We start from the raw sequence: 19,258 nt of genomic DNA, 5'->3' as shown, positions 1-19,258 counted from the left end.
GAGCCTGCTCGCGAAGAGGCCCTCAGCAGCACTCAAGCCTCAGGTTTGATGCGATCCGCCGGCCGCCGCACGCCCGCCACAATCTTGTCCACCGCCTTGGTCGCCGCGACCATGCCGAACGTCGCCGTCACCATCATCACCGCGCCAAACCCGCCGGCACAGTCGAGCTTCACGCCATCGCCGACAAAACTTTTCTGCAAACAAATGCTGCCGTCCGGTTTCGGGTAGCGCAGTTGCTCGGTGGAAAACACGCACGGCACGCTGTAGTGGCGGGTCACGGTACGAGAGAAGCCGTAGTCGCGGCGCAGCGTGGAACGCACTTTGGAGGCCAACGGGTCATTGAAGGTGCGGTTCAGGTCGCAGACCTGGATCAGCGTCGGGTCGATCTGCCCGCCCGCGCCGCCGGTGGTGATGATCTGGATCTTGCGGCGCTTGCACCAGGCGATCAGCGCCGCCTTGGCGTTGACGCTGTCGATGCAGTCGATCACGCAGTCGATGTTGGGCGTGATGTACTCGGCCATGGTCTCGCGGGTGACAAAATCCGGCACCGCGTGCACCGTGCAGTCAGGGTTGATCCCGCGCAGGCGCTCGGCCATCACCTCGACCTTGGGCTTGCCGACGGTACTGTCCAGCGCGTGCAACTGACGGTTGGCGTTGCTGACGCAGACATCGTCCAGGTCGAACAGCGAAATCTCGCCCACACCGCAACGGGCCATGGCTTCCGCCGCCCAGGAACCGACGCCACCCACACCGACAATCGCCACATGGGCCGCACGCAGACGCTCGAGCCCTTCGATGCCATACAAACGGGTGATGCCAGCAAACCGCGGATCTTCTGTACTCATGACCAACACCTCAAAAACCGGCGCGCATTATAGGGCTACCCGGCTAGAAGTTTTAAGTTTCAAGCTACAAGTGTAAGAACTTATGTGAAAGCCGATTGCCCAATGTCGGGCAATTCCCTGTCTGCTGTACGGTCAGGGAAGGCCCGGTGTAGGATGCGCGCCCCTTGGCGACTGCCAACCGTTCCTTCGTTCCACAGCCTTTGGAACCTGAAATAACCATGTCATCGCGTAAATTTGGACTCAACCTGGTGGTGGTGCTCGCCATCGCCGCCTTGTTTACCGGCTTCTGGGCGCTGATCAATCGCCCGGTCACCGCCCCCAACTGGCCTGAACAGATCTCTGGCTTCTCCTATTCGCCGTTCCAGCAAGGTCAATTCCCACAAAAAGAACAGTACCCGACCGACGAAGAGATGCGTCGCGACCTCGAGATCATGAGCAAGCTGACGGACAACATCCGTATCTACTCGGTTGATGGCACGCTGGAGAACATCCCGAAACTGGCGGAAGAGTTCGGCTTGCGGGTGACGCTGGGGATCTGGATCAGTCCGGATCAGGAACGCAACGAACGGGAGATCAAACGCGCCATCGAAATCGCCAACTCCTCGCGCAGCGTGGTTCGGGTGGTTGTCGGTAACGAAGCGCTATTCCGTAAGGAAATCACCGCCCAGGAGCTCAGCGTACTGCTCGATCGTGTCCGGGCCGCCGTGAAGGTGCCGGTGACCACGTCCGAACAGTGGCACGTTTGGGAAGAGCACCCTGAGCTGGCCAAGCACGTCGACCTGATTGCCGCGCACATCCTGCCCTACTGGGAATTCATCCCGGTGGACAAGGCCCAGCAGTTCGTTCTGGACCGCGCCCGCGACCTGAAGAAGATGTTCCCGAAAAAACCGCTGCTGCTGTCCGAAGTCGGCTGGCCGAGCAACGGTCGCATGCGCGGTGGTGCCGATGCATCGCCGGCGGACCAGGCGATTTACCTGCGTACGCTGGTCAACAAGCTCAACCGCCAGGGCTTCAACTACTTTGTGATCGAAGCTTTCGACCAACCTTGGAAGGCCAGTGACGAAGGCTCCGTAGGCGCTTATTGGGGCGTGTTCAACGCCGCACGTCAGCAGAAATTCAACTTCGAAGGCCCGGTGGTCGCGATCCCGCAATGGCGCGTGCTGGCGGTTGGCTCGGTGGTGCTGGCGTTGTTGTCGCTGACCCTGCTGATGATCGACGGCTCGGCCCTGCGCCAGCGTGGCCGAACCTTCCTGACCTTTATCGCGTTCCTCTGCGGTTCGGTGCTGGTGTGGATCGGTTATGACTACAGCCTGCAATACAGCACCTGGTTCAGCCTGACAGTGGGTATCCTGCTCGCCCTCGGCGCGCTCGGGGTGTTTATCGTGTTGCTGACCGAGGCCCACGAACTGGCCGAAGCGGTGTGGATTCACAAGCGGCGCCGGGAATTCCTGCCGGTGGAGGGTGACTCCAGCTACCGCCCGAAAGTGTCGATCCACGTTCCCTGCTACAACGAGCCGCCGGAGATGGTCAAACAGACCCTCGATGCCCTGGCCAATCTCGACTATCCGGACTTCGAAGTCCTGATCATCGATAACAACACCAAGGACCCGGCGGTCTGGGAGCCGGTGCGCGACTACTGCGAAACCCTCGGCCCGCGCTTCAAGTTCTTCCATGTCGCGCCATTGGCCGGCTTCAAGGGCGGCGCGCTGAACTACCTGATTCCGCACACCGCCAAGGATGCCGAAGTGATTGCGGTGATCGACTCCGATTACTGCGTGCACCCCAACTGGCTCAAGCACATGGTGCCGCACTTCGCCGATCCGAAAATCGCCGTGGTGCAGTCGCCGCAGGACTACCGCGACCAGAACGAAAGCACTTTCAAGAAGCTCTGCTACGCGGAATACAAAGGCTTCTTCCATATCGGCATGGTCACCCGCAACGACCGCGACGCGATCATCCAGCACGGCACCATGACCATGACCCGTCGCTCGGTGCTCGAGGAACTGGGCTGGGCCGACTGGTGCATCTGCGAAGACGCCGAGCTGGGCCTGCGGGTGTTCGAAAAAGGTCTGTCGGCGGCGTATTACCACGACAGCTACGGCAAGGGCCTGATGCCCGATACCTTTATCGACTTCAAGAAACAGCGCTTCCGCTGGGCCTATGGCGCGATTCAGATCATCAAGCGTCACACCCGCAGCCTGCTGCGCGGCAAGGACACCGAGCTGACCCGCGGCCAGCGCTACCACTTCCTCGCGGGCTGGTTGCCGTGGGTGGCGGACGGCATGAACATCTTCTTCACCGTCGGCGCGCTGTTGTGGTCGGCGGCGATGATCATCGTGCCGCAACGGGTTGATCCGCCGCTGCTGATTTTCGCGATCCCGCCACTGGCGTTGTTCGTGTTCAAGGTCGGCAAGATCATCTTCCTTTACCGTCGCGCCGTGGGCGTGAACCTCAAGGATGCGTTCTGCGCGGCACTGGCCGGGCTGGCGTTGTCGCACACCATCGCCAAAGCGGTGCTGTACGGGTTCTTCACCAGCAGCATTCCGTTCTTCCGCACGCCGAAGAACGCCGATAACCACGGCTTCTGGGTGGCGATTTCGGAAGCGCGGGAAGAGGTGTTCATCATGCTGTTGCTGTGGGGCGCGGCGCTGGGGATCTTCCTGGTCAACGGCATGCCGAGCAATGACATGCGCTTCTGGGTGACCATGTTGCTGGTGCAGTCGCTGCCGTACCTGGCGGCGCTGATCATGGCGTTCCTGTCGTCCCTGCCGAAACCGACCGCCGAGACCGAAACGGCACCAGCGGTCTAAATCTTCACCGATGCACTAAACGGCGGCCAATGGTCGCCGTTTTGCTTTAAGATAACCGCCATTTTGCAGGGCCTGCGGCCCAATGGCCGGACCTGAGCCCTGTGGGAGCGAGCCTGCTCGCGAAGGCGTTGTAACAATCAACGTTTATGTTGGCTGATATACCGCATTCGCGAGCAGGCTCGCTCCCACAGTGAGTCCGCGCCCACATTCATGATTTTCGGAGTTTTCCATGACGGCCCAAGCCGACCTTTCGCCGACCCTCCAACTCGCCATCGACCTGATCCGCCGTCCGTCCGTGACGCCGGTCGACGCCGATTGCCAGAAGCAGATGATGCAGCGCCTGGGCGATGCCGGTTTCATGCTGGAACCGATGCGCATCGAAGATGTGGATAACTTCTGGGCCACCCACGGCAACCACGACGGCCCGGTGCTGTGCTTCGCCGGTCACACCGACGTGGTGCCGACAGGTCCAGTGACCGCCTGGCAGATCGACCCGTTCAACGCGGTAATCGACGAACACGGCATGCTCTGCGGCCGTGGCGCGGCAGACATGAAAGGTAGCCTCGCGTCCATGACCGTGGCGGCCGAGCGTTTCGTCGCCGACTACCCGGATCACAAGGGCAAGGTTGCCTTCCTGATCACCAGCGACGAAGAAGGCCCGGCGCACCACGGCACCAAGGCGGTGATCGAACGTCTGGTGGCACGCAAGGAGCGCCTGGATTGGTGCATCGTCGGCGAACCGTCGAGCACCACCCTGGTGGGTGACGTGGTCAAGAACGGGCGTCGCGGCTCCCTCGGCGCCAAGCTCACCGTACGCGGCGTGCAGGGTCACGTGGCCTACCCGCACCTGGCCAAGAACCCGATCCACCTCGCCGCCCCGGCCCTGGCCGAACTGGCCGCCGAGCACTGGGACCACGGCAACGACTTCTTCCCGCCGACCAGTTTCCAGATCTCCAATGTGAACTCCGGCACCGGCGCGACCAACGTCATCCCCGGTGATCTGGTGGCAGTGTTCAACTTCCGCTTCTCCACCGAATCCACCGTCGAAGGCCTCCAGAAGCGCGTCGCCGACATCCTCGACAAGCATGGCCTGGACTGGCACATCGATTGGGCATTGTCGGGCCTGCCGTTCCTCACCGAACCGGGCGCTCTGCTCGACGCGGTGTCGTCGAGCATCAAGGACATCACCGGTCGCGAAACCAAGGCCTCCACCAGTGGCGGTACCTCCGACGGGCGTTTCATCGCGACCATGGGCACGCAAGTGGTCGAACTGGGGCCGGTCAACGCGACCATCCACCAGGTCAACGAGCGTGTATTGGCGGCCGACCTCGATGTACTGACCGAGATCTACTACCAGACCCTGATCAAGTTGCTCGCCTGATGCTCGCTTGCCCGATCTGCAGCGAACCGCTCAATGCGGTGGACAACGGCGTGGCCTGCCCCGCCGGGCACCGCTTCGACCGTGCGCGCCAGGGTTACCTGAACCTGCTGCCGGTGCAGCACAAGAACAGCCGTGACCCAGGGGATAACCAGGCGATGGTCGAAGCCCGTCGCGACTTCCTCAACGCCGGGCACTATGCGCCGGTGGCCAGACGCCTGGCAGAGCTGGCGGCCGGTTATGCGCCGGCGCGTTGGGTCGACATCGGCTGTGGCGAGGGTTACTACACCGCGCAAATCGCCGACGCCCTACCGGATGCCGACGGCTACGCGCTGGACATCTCCCGGGAAGCGGTCAAACGCGCTTGCAAACGCAATCCGCGACTGACCTGGTTGATCGCCAGCATGGCGCGGGTACCATTGGCATCGGGCAGTTGCCAGTTCCTGGCCAGCGTCTTCAGCCCGTTGGACTGGCAGGAGGCCAAACGTCTGCTCAGCCCCGGTGGCGGCCTGATGAAAGTCGGACCGACCAGCGGCCATCTGATGGAATTGCGCGAGCGGCTGTACGACGAAGTCCGCGAATACACCGACGACAAACACCTGGCCCTGGTGCCGGAAGGCATGGCGCTGGCGCACAGTGAAACCCTGGAATACAAACTGACGCTTGCCAGCGGTCAGGACCGGGCGAATCTGCTGGCCATGACGCCTCACGGCTGGCGCGCCAGTGCCGAGCGCCGGGCGGCGGTCATCGAGCAGGCGGAGCCGTTCGAGGTCACCGTTTCGATGCGCTACGATTATTTCATTCTTCAATAGTTATTCATTTTGGTCCTGGGCAACGGCCCAGGACCGGCTAAATCCGCGAATGGATTTTTCAGACACGCAGTGAGGACATCCATGCGCCAACCCGATATCGAGATTTACCTGAAAGACGCCGACGTCGACCATAAGGCGGTTTCCGCCTGGCTCAGTGCGGCATTGGGCCCATGCACCGACTGGGTCCAGAAAGGCCAGACCTACAAGTGCAAGGCCGGCAATGTGCCGGTCACCTGGTTGCCCAAAGCCGTGGGCAAATGGAACAGCCTGTACCTGGAAAGTGACCAGACCCCATGGGATGACGACATCGCCTGCGCCCGCGCTGCGTTTGCCGCGCTGAACGTCGAAGTGCGTTGCGCGCCGGGCAGTTGGGTCGAGGAAGAAGGTGAGGAGACGGCGGATCGCTGGATTCGCATCAGCGCCGACGGTGAAGAAGAGATCACCTGGAAAACGGCTTAACCCACGGCACCGCAATCCCGTGGGAGCAAGGCTTGCCCGCGATGGCGGTGTGTCAATCGACATAATGTTTACTGACACACTGCCATCGCGGGCAAGCCTTGCTCCCACAGGGTTTTGTATGATTTGTAGACTGGTTTAAAGCCCTACAACATCCTCAGCCTGCAACCCCTTCTGCCCTTCCACCACCCCGTACTCGACCTGTTGGCCTTCGGTCAGCGAGCGGTGGCCCTCACCGCGAATCGCGCGGTAGTGCACGAACACATCCACCCCGTCTTCGCGCTGAATGAAGCCGTAGCCCTTGGCGTCGTTGAACCACTTCACGTTGCCGGTTTCACGTGTTGCCATCTGTTCATACTCCTTTTTTATTATTGATCGGGCTTTTCGCAGGAAAGCCTCGGGAACGTCAGCCTGCACATGCCGTCCCATAAAGGGCTGCGGCGACAGAGCGCCGAGTATATGTCAGACATTTAATCTCTCAATAGCACTTTGATTGCCGCTTTTTTGCCGATTTTCGGCGAATCCGGCACACTATCCAGCTCCCGAGCAAACGCTCGGTTTTTTATTCACTCATGCAGATGCCGTATGACCCGTTCCCCGCTCCGCCGTCTTGTGTTTGGCACCCTGCGCCGACTGTTGTACCTCTGGGTTCGCTCGGAAACGATCAACCAGTCGTCGTTCACCCTCAACCTCGACCGCAGTCGTCCGGTGTTCTACGTCCTGCAAAACCCTTCGCTGACCGACCTCGCCGTGGTCGACACCGAATGCAGCAAGGCCGGCCTGCCGCGTCCGGTGCTGCCGGTATCGGTGGGTAACCTGCTGGAACCGGCGGCGTTCTTCTACCTGACACCGGACCCGGACTGGCTCGGTCGCCAGGACAAGCGTGGCGCACCGCCGACCTTGACCCGCCTCGTCAGCGCCCTGAGCCAGAATGCCGCCGAAGATGCGCAGATCATTCCGGTCAGCGTGTTCTGGGGCCAGTCGCCGGACAGCGAGTCGAGCCCGTGGAAGTTGCTGTTTGCCGACAGTTGGGCGGTCACCGGGCGATTGCGCCGCCTACTCAGCATCATCGTGCTGGGACGCAAGACCCGCGTGCAGTTCTCCGCGCCGATCCACCTGCGCGAGCTGATCGAGCACAACAAAGGCCACGAACGCACCGTGCGCATGGCCCAGCGCATCCTGCGGGTACATTTCCGCAATTTGAAAGCCGCCGTCATTGGCCCGGACATTTCCCACCGGCGCAACCTGGTCAAGGGCCTGGTCAATCAGCCGCTGGTCAAGCAGGCGATCATCGACGAAGCCGAGCGCGAAAACATCTCCCCGGAGAAAGCCAAGGCCCAGGCGTTGCGCTACGGCAACGAGATCGCCTCGGATTACACCTACACGGCGATCCGCTTTATGGAAGTGGTGCTGAGCTGGTTCTGGAACAAGATCTACGACGGTATCAAGGTCAACAACATCGAAGGCGTGCAGAAGGTCGCCCCGGGTTACGAAGTGATCTATGTGCCGTGCCATCGCAGCCATATCGACTACCTGCTGCTCTCCTACCTGCTGTTCCGCAACGGCCTGACCCCGCCGCACATCGCCGCCGGGATCAACCTGAACATGCCAGGCATCGGCGGCCTGCTGCGCCGTGGCGGTGCGTTTTTCATGCGCCGCACGTTCAAGGGCAACCCGCTGTACACCTCGGTGTTCAACGAATACCTGCACACGCTGTTCACCAAGGGCTTCCCGGTGGAGTACTTCGTCGAGGGTGGCCGTTCGCGCACCGGGCGCATGCTGCAACCGAAAACCGGGATGCTGGCGATCACCCTGCGCAGCTTCCTGCGCTCCTCGCGCGTGCCCATCGTGTTCGTGCCGGTGTACATCGGTTATGAGCGCGTGCTGGAAGGCCGCACTTACCTCGGCGAATTGCGCGGGGCGAGCAAGAAGAAAGAATCGATCTTCGACATCTTCAAAGTCATCGGCGCGCTCAAGCAGCGTTTCGGCCAGGTGGCGGTGAACTTCGGCGAGCCGATCAAACTGGCGGAGTTCCTCGACAGCGAACAGCCAGACTGGCGCAAACAGGAGTTCGGCCCGCAGTTCAAGCCCGCTTGGCTCAACGAAACCACCAATCGCCTCGGGGATAAAGTCGCGCAGCATCTGAATGAAGCGGCCGCGATCAACCCGGTCAACCTGGTGGCGTTGGCGCTGCTGTCCACCAGCCGTCTGGCTCTGGACGATCGCGCCATGGCACGAGTCCTCGATCTGTACCTGGCGCTATTGCGCAAGGTCCCGTACTCACCGCATACCACGTTGCCGGACGGTGACGGTCGAGCGCTGATCGAGCATGTGAAGGACATGGACCTGCTCTCCGAGCAGAGCGATGCCCTGGGCAAGATTCTGTATCTGGACGAGCAGAACGCCGTCCTGATGACCTACTACCGCAACAACGTGCTGCATATCTTCGCCTTGCCGGCGCTGCTGGCGAGTTTCTTCCAGAGCGCATCGCGCATGAACCGTGAACAGATCCTGCGCTACACCCGCGCGCTGTACCCGTACCTGCAAGCGGAGTTGTTCATTCGCTGGTCGCTGGACGAGCTGGACGCGGTGATCGATCAATGGCTGGAAGCGTTCGTCGAACAAGGCCTGCTGCGCTTCGAGAACGACGTCTACCTGCGCCCTGCCCCAAGCTCGCGGCATTTCGTACTGCTGACGCTGCTGTCGAAAAGCATCGCCCAGACCTTGCAGCGCTTCTACATGACCGTTTCCCTGCTGCTCAACAGCGGCCAGAACAGCATCAGCGCCGAAGAACTGGAAGACCTGTGCACGGTCATGGCCCAGCGCCTGTCGATCCTGCACGGCCTGAACGCCCCGGAATTCTTTGACAAGAGCCTGTTCCGCCACTTCATCCAGACCCTGCTCGATCTCGACGTACTCAAGCGCGACGAAGCTGGAAAGCTGGGCTATCACGAACTGCTCGGCGATTTGGCCGAAGGTGCGGCCAAACGGGTGTTGCCGGCGGAAATCCGCTTGTCGATCCGGCAGGTGGCGTTGCATCGCGTTGAAGACGCGGCCGATCAACCCGTTCAAACCGTCTAAATTGATCAGGGCGTCAGGCGGTTCTGACGCCCCCAGACATGGAGATAGTCCGATGAAAAAACTGTCCCTGATCGCAGTCGCCGTGCTGCTGACAGCTTGCCAGCACCCAACACCTGCGCCCAAGGCAACCCTCAACGGTGAAGTCTTCTATCTGCAACGCATTGCGCTGCCGCCCACCGCCGTCCTGAGTGTCAGCCTGCAAGACATCTCACTCGCCGATGCCCCGGCCAAGGTTATCGATGAGCAACGCGGACCGGTCAAAGGCCAGGTGCCCTTACCGTTCCACCTCAGCTACGACCCATTGCAGATCGAGCCCAACCATCGTTACTCGGTGAGCGCTCGCATTGAGGTCGATGGCAAACTGCTGTTCATCACCACTGAGAATCACGCCGTGCGGCTGGACGGCACCGATCCACAGCCATTGAAGGTTCGCGTCGACGCGGCCCGCTAAGTGTCTTTTTGAAAAAGGAAGTTGCCATGCTCCGCCCTACCCTCCGTTTTGCCGGCCTGTGTGCAGGCCTGATGATTTCCGCGAGCGCTCTGGCGCTATCCCTGAGTGACCTGTCGCAAAAAGACGCCACCGGTGGCCTCAAAGACGCCCTGACCCAAGGTGCTCAACTGGCCGTGAAACAGCTCGGCACACCGGGCGGTTTCAGCAACAACCCGGACGTGAAAATCGAACTGCCTGGCAAACTGGGCAAAGTCGCGAGCAAGATGAAACAGTTCGGCATGGGTGATCAGGTCGATGAGCTGGAAGCCAGCATGAACAAAGCGGCAGAAACCGCAGTTGTCCAGGCCCAGCCGATCCTCGTCGATGCCGTGAAGAAAATGACCGTCGATGATGCCAAGGGCATCCTCAGCGGCGGCAACGACTCGGCCACCCAATACCTGAACAAGACCAGCCGCGAACAGATCCGCGCCAAGTTCCTGCCGATCGTCAAGCAAGCTACCGACAAGGTTGGCCTGGCCCAACAGTACAACTCGTTCGCCGGGCAAGCGGCGACTATGGGCGTAGTGGACGCGAAAAACGCCAACGTCGAAAACTACGTCACCGAGCAAGCGCTCAATGGCTTGTTCGAGATGATCGGCAAACAGGAAGAAGCCATTCGCAAGGATCCGGCGGCGGCTGCGACCAGTTTGGCGAAGAAGGTCTTCGGCTCCCTCTGACCCGCAACACAAAACCTGTAGGAGCAAAGCTTGCTCGCGATGGCCACTCCTCGGCCTGACTGATAGAACAACTTTCACCGTTTGAAGAAAGCCCGCTGACTCTCCCAGAGTCAGCGGGCTTTTTGTTTGCTATTGCTGCGGTTCGATCTGATCCAGCACACGGTTCACCGACAGCTGCGCCAGCACAATCATCTGTTGAATACCCAGCACCAGATTGCACGTCGGGCCGATCAGGCTGGAAGACAATTCCGTGGCCATGACATTGGCTGAAGCAAGGGTTTCATGGGTATGAGCAAGGAGGGTTTCGGAACTGATGCCCGGATGGATGGTGAAATTGGACAGGGGCAGTAAGTGGTTTTCGCCTGTAGACCCGGGGTTGCATCTGGGGGATGTGGACTGTGTTTGATCATAGTGGAGCTCCTAACGAAAGTCGGAGCGGCCAGCATCACTTGCAGATGATGGGTGGCAGCTGTATGCGGGTCTGCAAGACCGAGTCGTCAGGCAACCTCGGCAGATCCGAAGATCTCCCGCACACAGCCACCATAAATCGGTAGCGCTAATAAAAGCGTCGCGATTATAGGTGTGCCTGTAGGCGCCTAACAAATTATCGGCGGGCTTGCAGTCCCGGTCGCTGAATTGGCAGCAACGGACAAAGGCTAGAGATCGTGGTTCCTAGGGACAACCTGAAAGTCTTGTGGGAAGGTTCTGAATGTTTGATTGAGCGATAAACATCATCGACTGTTAGGGCCTCTTCGCGAGCAGGCTCGCTCCCACAGTTGAATTGGGGGAAGTCTGCAAAATCAGGTCGGCTGTCAGGCCGCCATCGCTGGCAAGCCAGCTCCCACAATGGGTCGGGTAAATCCGCAAGAGATCGGTCGGCTTTCAGGCCGCCTTCGCTGCGATGCGGCGACCCGACAAGCCAGCTCCTACAGGGTCGAGGTACACCCACCAAAGCCAGGTCGGCTGTCAGGCCGCCTCGCGTTGCTTTTGCTTTTGATCTTCTTGCCCCATCGAGAGGCCGAGTGGAGGTTCTGCGCAGTGGGCAAACCGGCATGGATGCCGGTTTAGCCGCGCCCGGCCAGGGATGGCCGATCGCGGCGGGCCCACGGAGCAGGACCGGAGCAAGGGCATGCCGAGCCTTAGCGAGGCGCCGAACGAAAGGGGCAAGAGCGCTTGGTTACTTGGCGCTCTTCCAAGTGACTCGCCGTAAGGGCGAAACCGCCAGCCGCCGTTACCGAAGGAACGGATATGTACTCGGTCATTCAAGAACCTGGTCGGCCCGAAGGCCGCCAAGTCCAACGAACTCAGGCCGGCTCTTTCTTGACCCTGAACCACGCCGCATACAACGCCGGCAGGAACAACAGCGTCAACGCCGTCGCCACAATCAACCCCCCCATGATCGCCACCGCCATCGGCCCGAAAAACACACTGCGCGACAACGGAATCATCGCCAGTACCGCCGCCAGTGCCGTCAACACAATCGGCCGAAACCGCCGCACCGTGGCCTCGATGATCGCTTGCCAAGGCTTCAATCCGGCAGCGATGTCCTGCTCGATCTGATCCACCAGAATCACCGAGTTGCGCATGATCATCCCCGACAACGCGATAGTTCCGAGCATGGCCACGAAACCAAACGGCTGGCGGAACACCATCAGGAACAGCGTCACCCCGATCAGCCCCAGTGGCGCCGTCAGAAACACCATCGCCGTGCGTGAGAAACTGCGCAGTTGCAACATCAACAACGTCAGTACGACCACGATGAACAACGGCACACCGGCCTTCACCGAGTTCTGCCCGCGCGCGGAGTCTTCCACGGTGCCGCCGACATCCAGCAAATAGCCGTCCGGCAATTCGGCACGGATCGGGTCGAGGGTCGGCATGATTTGCTGCACCAGCGTCGCCGGTTGTTCCTTGCCATAGATGTCGGCGCGTACGGTCACGTTGGGCAGGCGGTTACGGTGCCAGATCACCCCCTCTTCAAAGCCGTATTCCAGGGTCGCGATTTGCGACAGGGCCACGCTGCGACCGTTGTCGGTCGGCACCGCCAGGCTTGGCAACAACGACAGCTCGGTGCGCTCATGCAAAGTGCCGCGCAGCAGGATCTCGATCAACTCGTTGTCTTCGCGATATTGGCTGACGCTGGAACCGGTCAGCGAACTTTGCAGGAACCTCGACAGGTTCGCCGTGCTCACACCGAGTGCCCGCGCACGGTCCTGATCGACATTCAGATAAACGACTTTGCTCGGTTCTTCCCAGTCCAGATGAACGTTGACCACATGAGGATTTTCGCGAACCTTGGCCGCCACTTTGCGTGCCAGTGCACGGACTTCCTCGATGTGCTCGCCGGTGACCCGGAACTGCACCGGATAGCCAACCGGCGGACCGTTTTCCAGGCGAGTGACCCGTGAACGCAGGGCCGGAAATTGTTCGTTGAGGGTGGCGATCAACCAGGTACGCAGGGTTTCGCGCTCCTCGATGGTTTTCGCCAGCACGACAAACTGGGCGAAACTCGCAGCGGGAAGTTGCTGATCCAGTGGCAGGTAAAAACGCGGCGAACCGGTGCCCACGTAGGCCACGTAATTGTCGATCCCGGCCTTGTCCTTGAGCAATGCTTCGAGGCGCTTGACCTCCTCGGCGGTGTTGCTCAGTGAAGCGCCTTCGGCCAGTTTCAGATCGACCATCAATTCCAGTCGGCCCGACGCAGGGAAAAATTGCTGTGGCACAAAACGGAAGAGGAACACCGAAGCAATGAACAGAATCACCGTCGCCGCGATCACCGTCTTGCGTCGACGCACGCACCACTCCACCAGACGCCTCACCCGCTGATAAAACGGCGTGCCGTAGGGATCTGGTTGGTCAGTACTGTGTTTCGCCGCGTGAATTTTCGCCAGGTCCGGCAGGAGTTTTTCCCCGAGGTATGGCACGAAAACCACCGCCGCTACCCACGATGCCAGCAGCGCGATGGTCACCACCTGGAAGATCGAACGGGTGTATTCGCCGGTGCCCGATTGCGCGGTGGCGATCGGCAGGAACCCGGCCGCGGTAATCAACGTACCGGTGAGCATCGGGAACGCGGTGCTGGTCCAGGCATAGCTCGCCGCCTTGATCCGGTCGAAGCCCTGTTCCATTTTGATCGCCATCATTTCCACGGCGATGATCGCATCGTCCACCAGCAAACCCAGTGCCAGCACCAACGCGCCGAGGGATATCTTGTGCAGGCCGATGCCCAGGTAATACATGGTGGCGAAGGTCATGGCCAACACCAGCGGGATTGCCAAAGCGACTACCATGCCGGTGCGCACGCCAAGGGAGAAGAAGCTCACCAGCAACACGATGGCCAGGGCTTCCACCAGGACCTGGACGAACTCGCCGACACCGGTTTTCACCGCCGCCGGTTGATCGGAAACCTTGCGCAGTTGCATGCCGGCCGGGAGGTTTTTCTGGATGCGGGCGAACTCGACTTCCAGAGCCTTGCCCAACACCAGAATGTCACCGCCGTCCTTCATGGCCACGGCCAGACCGATAGCGTCCTGCGCCATGAAACGCATGCGAGGCGCCGGTGGATCGTTGAAGCCACGGCGCACGTCGGCCACATCAGAGATACGGAAAGTGCGATCCCCGACCCGAATCGGAAAGTTTTTTATCTCATCGACGGTCTGAAAATTCCCCGAGACCCGTAGCTGCAATCGCTCGCTGCTGGTTTCGAAAAAGCCGGCGGTGGACACGGCATTCTGTTCTTCAAGCGCCTGCTGCACCGCTGCCAGCGGCAAGCCAAGCGTGGCGAGCTTGACGTTGGACAGCTCGATCCAGATTTTTTCATCCTGCAAGCCGAGCAGATCGACCTTGCCCACGTCCTTGACCCGTTGCAACTGAATCTGGATGCGGTCGGCATAATCCTTGAGCACGGCGTAATCGAAGCCGTCGCCAGTCAAGGCGTAGATATTGCCGAACGTGGTGCCGAACTCATCGTTGAAGAACGGCCCCTGAATACCTGGCGGCAGGGTGTGGCGGATGTCGCTGACCTTCTTGCGCACCTGATACCAGAGCTCGGGAATCTCCACCGAGTGCATGGAGTCGCGGGCAATGAACGTCACCTGTGATTCACCGGGGCGGGAGAACGACACGATGCGTTCGTACTCACCGGTTTCCATCAGCTTCTTTTCGATGCGTTCGGTGACCTGGCGCGAGACCTCTTGTGCCGTGGCGCCCGGCCAGTTGGTACGAACCACCATGGCCTTGAAGGTAAACGGCGGGTCTTCGCTCTGGCCGAGCTTGGTGTAGGACAGCGCGCCGACGATGGCCAGCAACAGCATCAGGAACAGGACGATCTGGCGATTACGCAGCGCCCATTCGGAAAGATTGAAACCCATCGGGGATTACTCCTTGTCCGCCAGATTGACCACGCGGTTGGAGCGATCCACCGGGCGCACCTGCTGCCCGTCCAGAAGCACATGGACGCCGGCGGCTACTACCCAGTCGCTGGCGTTGAGACCTTCGAGCACCGGGACGGTTTTCTCACCGAAGGCACCGATCCGCACCGGAGTTTTCTTCAGGGTGTTGTTGGCGCTGACGACCCAGACGTAAGTCACGCCGTTTTCCGCGGTCAGTGCAGACAGCGGCACCGCCAGCGGGACGGACTCGGCGGTTTGCACGAACACCCGGGCGCTCTGGCCCAGTTCGGCGGGGACTTTGCCACCGGTAAACGCGATACGGGCAGCGAAGGTGCGGGACTTCGGATCGGCGGATGGCGACAGCTCGCGGATGTGCCCGGCGAAGCGCTGATCCGGTTGCGTCCACAGCTCCACCGACACCGGTTGACCGACCTTGAAGCGGCCGAAGCTCTGTTCCGGCAGGCTGATCAATACTTCACGTTCGCCATCGGTGGCGAGGGTGAATACCGTTTGCCCGGCGGCCACGACTTGCCCGACTTCCAGCGCTCGTTTGGCCACGACACCGTCCTGTGGTGCACGCAACACGGCGTAGCTGGCCTGGTTGGTCGAGACGTTGAATTCGGCCTTGATCTGCTTGAGACGCGCTTCGCCGGAGCGGTAGAGGTTTTCCGCGTTGTCGTACTGCGAACGGCTGACCAACTGACGTTCCATCAATGTTTTATAGCGATCACGCTCGGCGCGCACCATATTCAGATTGGCCTCGGCAGCCGCGACCTGGGCACGGGTGGCCTCCAGTTGCAGGCGCACATCTTGCGGATCGAGTTCCGCCAGGGGTTGATCGGCCCTGACCCGCTGACCCTCCTCGACCAGTCGTCGGCTGACTTTGCCGCCGATGCGGAATGCCAGGTCCGGTTCAAAGCGGGCACGGACTTCGCCGGGATAGCTTTCCATCACCTGGGCCGAAGGCTCTGGCTGAACCACCATGGCCGGGCGAACGCTGGTTTGGGGCGCCTCTTCGTGACCACACGCCGTCAAAAAAAACGCCAGGGTGACTGGCAACGCGAGGGGCAAGGCATAGCGGAACATGGTGAAGGACCTTTCGCTAATGGTGCTTGGAATAATTATACTGACCGGTATGTTATTAATAGCAAACTCACCAGTCCAGTAATAAAAGCGCATATGCCGAACAATCTTTCAGCACCCAACGGCCCTGGCCGCCCCAAGGATCTGGCCAAGCGCCAGGCGATCCTCGACGCGGCGAAGACGCTGTTTTTGACCAAGGGATATGCCAACACCAGCATGGATGCTGTCGCAGCGCAGGCCGGAGTATCGAAGCTCACGGTCTACAGCCATTTCAACGACAAGGAGACGCTGTTCTCCGCGGCCGTGGTGGCCAAGTGCGAGGAGCAATTGCCGCCTCTGTTTTTTGAACTGCCGGAAGGCGTGGCCGTGGAAACCGTGCTGCTGAACATTGCCCGCGGCTTTCATCACCTGATCAACAGCGACGAATCGGTGAACCTGCACCGTTTGATCATGACCCTGGGCAGCCAGGACCCGAAGCTCTCACTGATCTTCTTCGAGGCTGGTCCCGAACGCATGCTGCATGGCATGGAGCGACTGCTGAGCAAGGTGGATCAGAGTGGCGCGCTGAGCATCGATAAACCGCGTAATGCAGCGGAGCATTTTTTTTGCCTGCTCAAGGGCGCGGCGAATTTCCGGTTGTTGTACGGGTGTGGCGAGCCGTTGACCGGGGAAGCGGCGGAGAGCCATGTGCGGGAAGTTGTGGGGTTGTTTATGCGGGCTTATCGGCCCGAATCAGTCTGAGGTATTTGTGGCGTCAGGGCTGACGCCATCGCGGCGGTGCGGCGATCCGACAAGCCTTGCTCCCACAGGTTTTGTCCAGGGTTCAATGTTTGTGAACGCCTCAAACCCTGTGGGAGCAAAGCTTGCTCGCGATTGGGGCAACTCGGTCTTAAGCCTTGAGCGCTTTCTTCGGATAGATGTCATACCGACTGGACTTGCCATCCAGCGCATGACTCGGCTTGGGCCCCTCAATGCATGGCGCCTTGCGCGGGCGCTTGACTACGACCCGGTGGGTGGCCAAAGCCAATGCGGCCTGGAGCAAGGCCGGCGCATCGGGGTCATCGCCCACCAGCGGCCGGAACAGGCGCATTTCCTTCTTCACCAACGCGGTTTTCTCACGGTGCGGGAACATCGGGTCGAGATAGATCACCTGCGGCGGTTCACCTTCCCAGTTGCGCATCACCTCGATCGAATTGCCCTTGAGCAAGCGCATGCGCGCCACGATCGGCGCCACGTCGAAATCTTCGGCGCCACGGGCCAGACCATCCTCGAGCAAGGCCCCAATCAACGGCTGGCGCTCGATCAGGCTCATTTCGCAGCCCAGGCTGGCCAGCACGAACGCATCCTTGCCCAGCCCCGCCGTGGCATCCAGCACCCGCGGACGCACGCCCTGAGCGATGCCAACGGCCTTGGCGATCATCTGCCCGCTGCCGCCGCCGTACAACCGGCGATGGGCCGCGCCACCCTCGACGAAGTCCACCCGCACCGGGCCAGGCGCGTCCGCGCCGAGCTGCTGCAGCTGCAAGCCCTGCTCGCCTACCTGCAACGCGAACTCACCGTTATCCACCTGCAACGGCAGCCCCAGGCGCTCGGCCCAATGCTCGGCCTGTGTCTGAAAGGTCGCGCCCAAGGCTTCGACATGGATGCGGCACGCCGCCGGTTGCTCAATCATGGGAAAAAACGCTCAAAAAATTAATGATCGGCAAAAACGGCCGATAACAAAACTATCGAGCATTTTGCCAGAGCTGAGCGTCGACCGAGAGAAATGTCAGACATTCAACCCACCATCACAGGTTTTATCTCGCCCTATGGCGACTACAACCTGCGAAACACCCAGGCACTGAGCGGCGTCAGCCACATCTGGCAGGATTTCTTTGCCCGTGCGCTGGCTGAACAGTCGGGTGAGGATGTACTGCCGCCATCGCTCAATTTTCCACCGGTCGATCTCGAAAGCCCCGTCGAACCTACCGTTGGCAGCGACCTGCTGGCGCACATCGTTTCCCAGCGCGAATGCGACGTGAAGGACAACGAGGTTCGCCCGCCCGAGCCGCTGTTCCTGCCGATTGCCGAGTTCGAAATGGACCTGGCCGACAAGCCGTTCCCACCATTCCCCCCGGAAGAAATCGTCGCCCAGCAAAAACAGCAGGACTTCGAAAGCGGCTGGGTGCGTCCGATCGTGTTGACCGCCGGTCAGCCGTTGCCGGAAGCCGGCCCGGCGCCGCAACCGCGTCCACTGCACCTGCCGATCGCCGAGTTCGAACTCGATCTGCTGGACAAGCCCTTCCCGCCGTTCTCGCCGGAAGAACTGGTGGAGCAACAAAAACAACTCGATTTCGATAACGGCTGGGCGCGCCCGATCATCCTGCAGAACCTGCGCCTCGCCGCCTGATGGTCAGCCTTTAAAAAACTGATTGGCCTTGGCGTACGGCATGGACCGCGACGTAAACCCGAAGGTGCCCGACGTCTTGATCTCTTCGGCGGCGCGATAGAACTCACCCAGCGCCGCCAGGGCCAGTGCCGAGCCGACACTGATGCGCTTGACGCCCATTTCGCTCAGTTCCTGGACCGTCAGCTTCAAGCCGCCGGACATCAACACGTTGACCGGCTTCGGCGCCACGGCGCGGACCACCGCCAGTACCTCTTCAGCGTTGCGCAGCCCCGGCGCATAAAGCACATCGGCACCGGCCTCGGCGAAGGCCTGCAAGCGGCGAATCGTGTCATCGAGATCCGGATTGCCGTGAAGAAAGTTCTCGGCCCGGGCAGCCAGCGTGAAGGGAAAAGGCAAGCTGCGAGCGGCGGCGACGGCGGCCTCGACGCGTGCCACGGCATGTTCGAAGCAATAGATTGGAGCGCCCTCGCGGCCAGTGGCGTCTTCGATCGAACCCCCCACGGCACCTGCTTCAGCAGCTCGCAGAATGCTTTGGGCGCACTCGACAGGATCGTCGGCAAAACCGTTTTCCAGATCGACCGCAACCGGCAAGTCGGTGGCAGCGACTATCGCCCGAACGTTGGCCAGGGTGTCGTCCAGGGTCAGTCCGCCATCGGGGCGCCCTTGGGAAAAAGCGAAACCGGCGCTGGTGGTTGCCAGCGCCTCGAAGCCCAGGCTGGCGAGCATTTTTGCCGAGCCGGCATCCCACGGGTTGGGAATCACAAAAGCCCCGTCGCGTTCGTGCAAGGCTTTGAACGCTTGGGCTCGAAGGGTTTGCGCATCCATTGGCAGGCTCCTGAAAAGGGG

General features: G+C 60.8%; 16 protein-coding genes. 9 read left to right on the top strand and 7 right to left on the bottom strand.

Translation table 11 applies throughout. From position 1 onward, the window contains the following. Window positions 1-32: 32 nt before the first annotated feature. Complete coding sequence (gene tcdA / locus LAB08_RS05375) at window positions 33-845, bottom strand: tRNA cyclic N6-threonylcarbamoyladenosine(37) synthase TcdA (protein ID WP_436799343.1); 813 nt, start codon at window positions 843-845, stop codon at window positions 33-35. Window positions 846-1,063: 218 nt separating this feature from the next. Between tcdA and LAB08_RS05370 the strand changes: the two genes are divergently transcribed. The 4 genes from LAB08_RS05370 (at window position 1,064) to LAB08_RS05355 (ending at window position 6,304) form a co-directional block, all read left to right on the top strand. Further along, on the top strand, window positions 1,064-3,655 hold the full coding sequence (locus LAB08_RS05370; RefSeq protein WP_096513177.1) for a glycosyltransferase: 2,592 nt from the start codon (window positions 1,064-1,066) through the stop codon (window positions 3,653-3,655). 229 nt (window positions 3,656-3,884) lie between these two features. After that, window positions 3,885-5,036, top strand: a complete 1,152-nt coding sequence (gene dapE / locus LAB08_RS05365) for a succinyl-diaminopimelate desuccinylase (RefSeq protein ID WP_096513178.1) — start codon at window positions 3,885-3,887, stop codon at window positions 5,034-5,036. Continuing rightward, window positions 5,036-5,845, top strand: a complete 810-nt coding sequence (locus LAB08_RS05360) for a putative RNA methyltransferase (protein ID WP_096513179.1) — start codon at window positions 5,036-5,038, stop codon at window positions 5,843-5,845. The genes dapE and LAB08_RS05360 overlap by 1 nt, the downstream gene beginning before the upstream one ends. An 81-nt stretch (window positions 5,846-5,926) precedes the next feature. After that, window positions 5,927-6,304 carry a hypothetical protein gene (locus LAB08_RS05355; RefSeq protein WP_096513180.1) on the top strand — a complete coding sequence of 126 codons (378 nt, stop codon included), beginning with the start codon at window positions 5,927-5,929 and terminating at the stop codon, window positions 6,302-6,304. Window positions 6,305-6,439: 135 nt separating this feature from the next. On the opposite strand, the gene LAB08_RS05350 is transcribed toward LAB08_RS05355, so the two are convergent. Continuing rightward, window positions 6,440-6,649 (bottom strand): cold-shock protein, encoded by a 210-nt coding sequence (locus tag LAB08_RS05350; protein WP_096513181.1) that lies wholly within the window; start codon window positions 6,647-6,649, stop codon window positions 6,440-6,442. A gap of 237 nt (window positions 6,650-6,886) precedes the next feature. Here LAB08_RS05350 and plsB point away from each other — a divergent pair, with 237 nt between their 5' ends. From plsB to LAB08_RS05335, 3 genes are read left to right on the top strand one after another with little or no spacing between them, the layout of a single operon-like run. Beyond that, a complete protein-coding gene (gene plsB / locus LAB08_RS05345; protein ID WP_096513182.1) occupies window positions 6,887-9,382 on the top strand; it encodes a glycerol-3-phosphate 1-O-acyltransferase PlsB in 2,496 nt (831 codons plus the stop codon). Window positions 9,383-9,434: 52 nt separating this feature from the next. Further along, window positions 9,435-9,833, top strand: a complete 399-nt coding sequence (locus LAB08_RS05340; RefSeq protein WP_096513183.1) for a YbaY family lipoprotein — start codon at window positions 9,435-9,437, stop codon at window positions 9,831-9,833. A gap of 26 nt (window positions 9,834-9,859) precedes the next feature. Further along, the gene (locus LAB08_RS05335; RefSeq protein ID WP_096513184.1) at window positions 9,860-10,549 is read left to right on the top strand and encodes a DUF4197 domain-containing protein; all 690 of its coding nucleotides are present in this window, start codon (window positions 9,860-9,862) and stop codon (window positions 10,547-10,549) included. 129 nt (window positions 10,550-10,678) lie between these two features. Here LAB08_RS05335 and LAB08_RS05330 read toward each other — a convergent pair whose 3' ends face one another. The 3 genes from LAB08_RS05330 to LAB08_RS05320 all read right to left on the bottom strand — a co-directional run bounded on the left by LAB08_RS05330 (window position 10,679) and on the right by LAB08_RS05320 (window position 16,026). Continuing rightward, window positions 10,679-10,864, bottom strand: coding sequence for a DUF6124 family protein (locus LAB08_RS05330; protein WP_254007537.1), 186 nt, complete (start codon window positions 10,862-10,864; stop codon window positions 10,679-10,681). A 989-nt stretch (window positions 10,865-11,853) separates the two neighbouring features. Beyond that, window positions 11,854-14,919 carry an efflux RND transporter permease subunit gene (locus tag LAB08_RS05325; RefSeq protein ID WP_096513185.1) on the bottom strand — a complete coding sequence of 1,022 codons (3,066 nt, stop codon included), beginning with the start codon at window positions 14,917-14,919 and terminating at the stop codon, window positions 11,854-11,856. A gap of 6 nt (window positions 14,920-14,925) precedes the next feature. After that, on the bottom strand, window positions 14,926-16,026 hold the full coding sequence (locus tag LAB08_RS05320) for an efflux RND transporter periplasmic adaptor subunit (protein WP_096513186.1): 1,101 nt from the start codon (window positions 16,024-16,026) through the stop codon (window positions 14,926-14,928). Window positions 16,027-16,119: 93 nt separating this feature from the next. On the opposite strand from LAB08_RS05320, the gene LAB08_RS05315 reads away from it, so the two are divergent. Next, a complete protein-coding gene (locus tag LAB08_RS05315; RefSeq protein WP_096513187.1) occupies window positions 16,120-16,764 on the top strand; it encodes a TetR/AcrR family transcriptional regulator in 645 nt (214 codons plus the stop codon). Window positions 16,765-16,912: 148 nt separating this feature from the next. Here the strand turns inward: LAB08_RS05315 and LAB08_RS05310 are convergent, their stop codons facing one another. Beyond that, window positions 16,913-17,695, bottom strand: coding sequence for a class I SAM-dependent methyltransferase (locus tag LAB08_RS05310; protein WP_096513188.1), 783 nt, complete (start codon window positions 17,693-17,695; stop codon window positions 16,913-16,915). 93 nt (window positions 17,696-17,788) lie between these two features. On the opposite strand from LAB08_RS05310, the gene LAB08_RS05305 reads away from it, so the two are divergent. After that, complete coding sequence (locus LAB08_RS05305) at window positions 17,789-18,412, top strand: energy transducer TonB (protein ID WP_096513189.1); 624 nt, start codon at window positions 17,789-17,791, stop codon at window positions 18,410-18,412. A gap of 3 nt (window positions 18,413-18,415) precedes the next feature. Here the strand turns inward: LAB08_RS05305 and LAB08_RS05300 are convergent, their stop codons facing one another. Next, the gene (locus tag LAB08_RS05300) at window positions 18,416-19,237 is read right to left on the bottom strand and encodes an isocitrate lyase/PEP mutase family protein (protein WP_096513190.1); all 822 of its coding nucleotides are present in this window, start codon (window positions 19,235-19,237) and stop codon (window positions 18,416-18,418) included. Window positions 19,238-19,258 lie beyond the last annotated feature (21 nt).

The organism is Pseudomonas izuensis, assembly GCF_002356535.2.
Classification (GTDB): Bacteria; Pseudomonadota; Gammaproteobacteria; order Pseudomonadales; family Pseudomonadaceae; genus Aquipseudomonas; species Aquipseudomonas izuensis.
This window is presented reverse-complemented; position numbering and strand designations above follow the sequence as displayed.

Coding starts and splice junctions, on each gene's coding strand:
- LAB08_RS05300 (WP_096513190.1), bottom strand. CDS start 19,237: ATGGATGCGCAAACCCTTCGAGCCCAAGCGTTCAAAGCCTTGCACGAA.
- LAB08_RS05355 (WP_096513180.1), top strand. CDS start 5,927: ATGCGCCAACCCGATATCGAGATTTACCTGAAAGACGCCGACGTCGAC.
- plsB (WP_096513182.1), top strand. CDS start 6,887: ATGACCCGTTCCCCGCTCCGCCGTCTTGTGTTTGGCACCCTGCGCCGA.
- LAB08_RS05340 (WP_096513183.1), top strand. CDS start 9,435: ATGAAAAAACTGTCCCTGATCGCAGTCGCCGTGCTGCTGACAGCTTGC.
- LAB08_RS05370 (WP_096513177.1), top strand. CDS start 1,064: ATGTCATCGCGTAAATTTGGACTCAACCTGGTGGTGGTGCTCGCCATC.
- LAB08_RS05315 (WP_096513187.1), top strand. CDS start 16,120: ATGCCGAACAATCTTTCAGCACCCAACGGCCCTGGCCGCCCCAAGGAT.
- LAB08_RS05305 (WP_096513189.1), top strand. CDS start 17,789: ATGTCAGACATTCAACCCACCATCACAGGTTTTATCTCGCCCTATGGC.
- LAB08_RS05320 (WP_096513186.1), bottom strand. CDS start 16,026: ATGTTCCGCTATGCCTTGCCCCTCGCGTTGCCAGTCACCCTGGCGTTT.
- dapE (WP_096513178.1), top strand. CDS start 3,885: ATGACGGCCCAAGCCGACCTTTCGCCGACCCTCCAACTCGCCATCGAC.
- LAB08_RS05350 (WP_096513181.1), bottom strand. CDS start 6,649: ATGGCAACACGTGAAACCGGCAACGTGAAGTGGTTCAACGACGCCAAG.
- LAB08_RS05325 (WP_096513185.1), bottom strand. CDS start 14,919: ATGGGTTTCAATCTTTCCGAATGGGCGCTGCGTAATCGCCAGATCGTC.
- tcdA (WP_436799343.1), bottom strand. CDS start 845: ATGAGTACAGAAGATCCGCGGTTTGCTGGCATCACCCGTTTGTATGGC.
- LAB08_RS05360 (WP_096513179.1), top strand. CDS start 5,036: ATGCTCGCTTGCCCGATCTGCAGCGAACCGCTCAATGCGGTGGACAAC.
- LAB08_RS05335 (WP_096513184.1), top strand. CDS start 9,860: ATGCTCCGCCCTACCCTCCGTTTTGCCGGCCTGTGTGCAGGCCTGATG.
- LAB08_RS05310 (WP_096513188.1), bottom strand. CDS start 17,695: ATGATTGAGCAACCGGCGGCGTGCCGCATCCATGTCGAAGCCTTGGGC.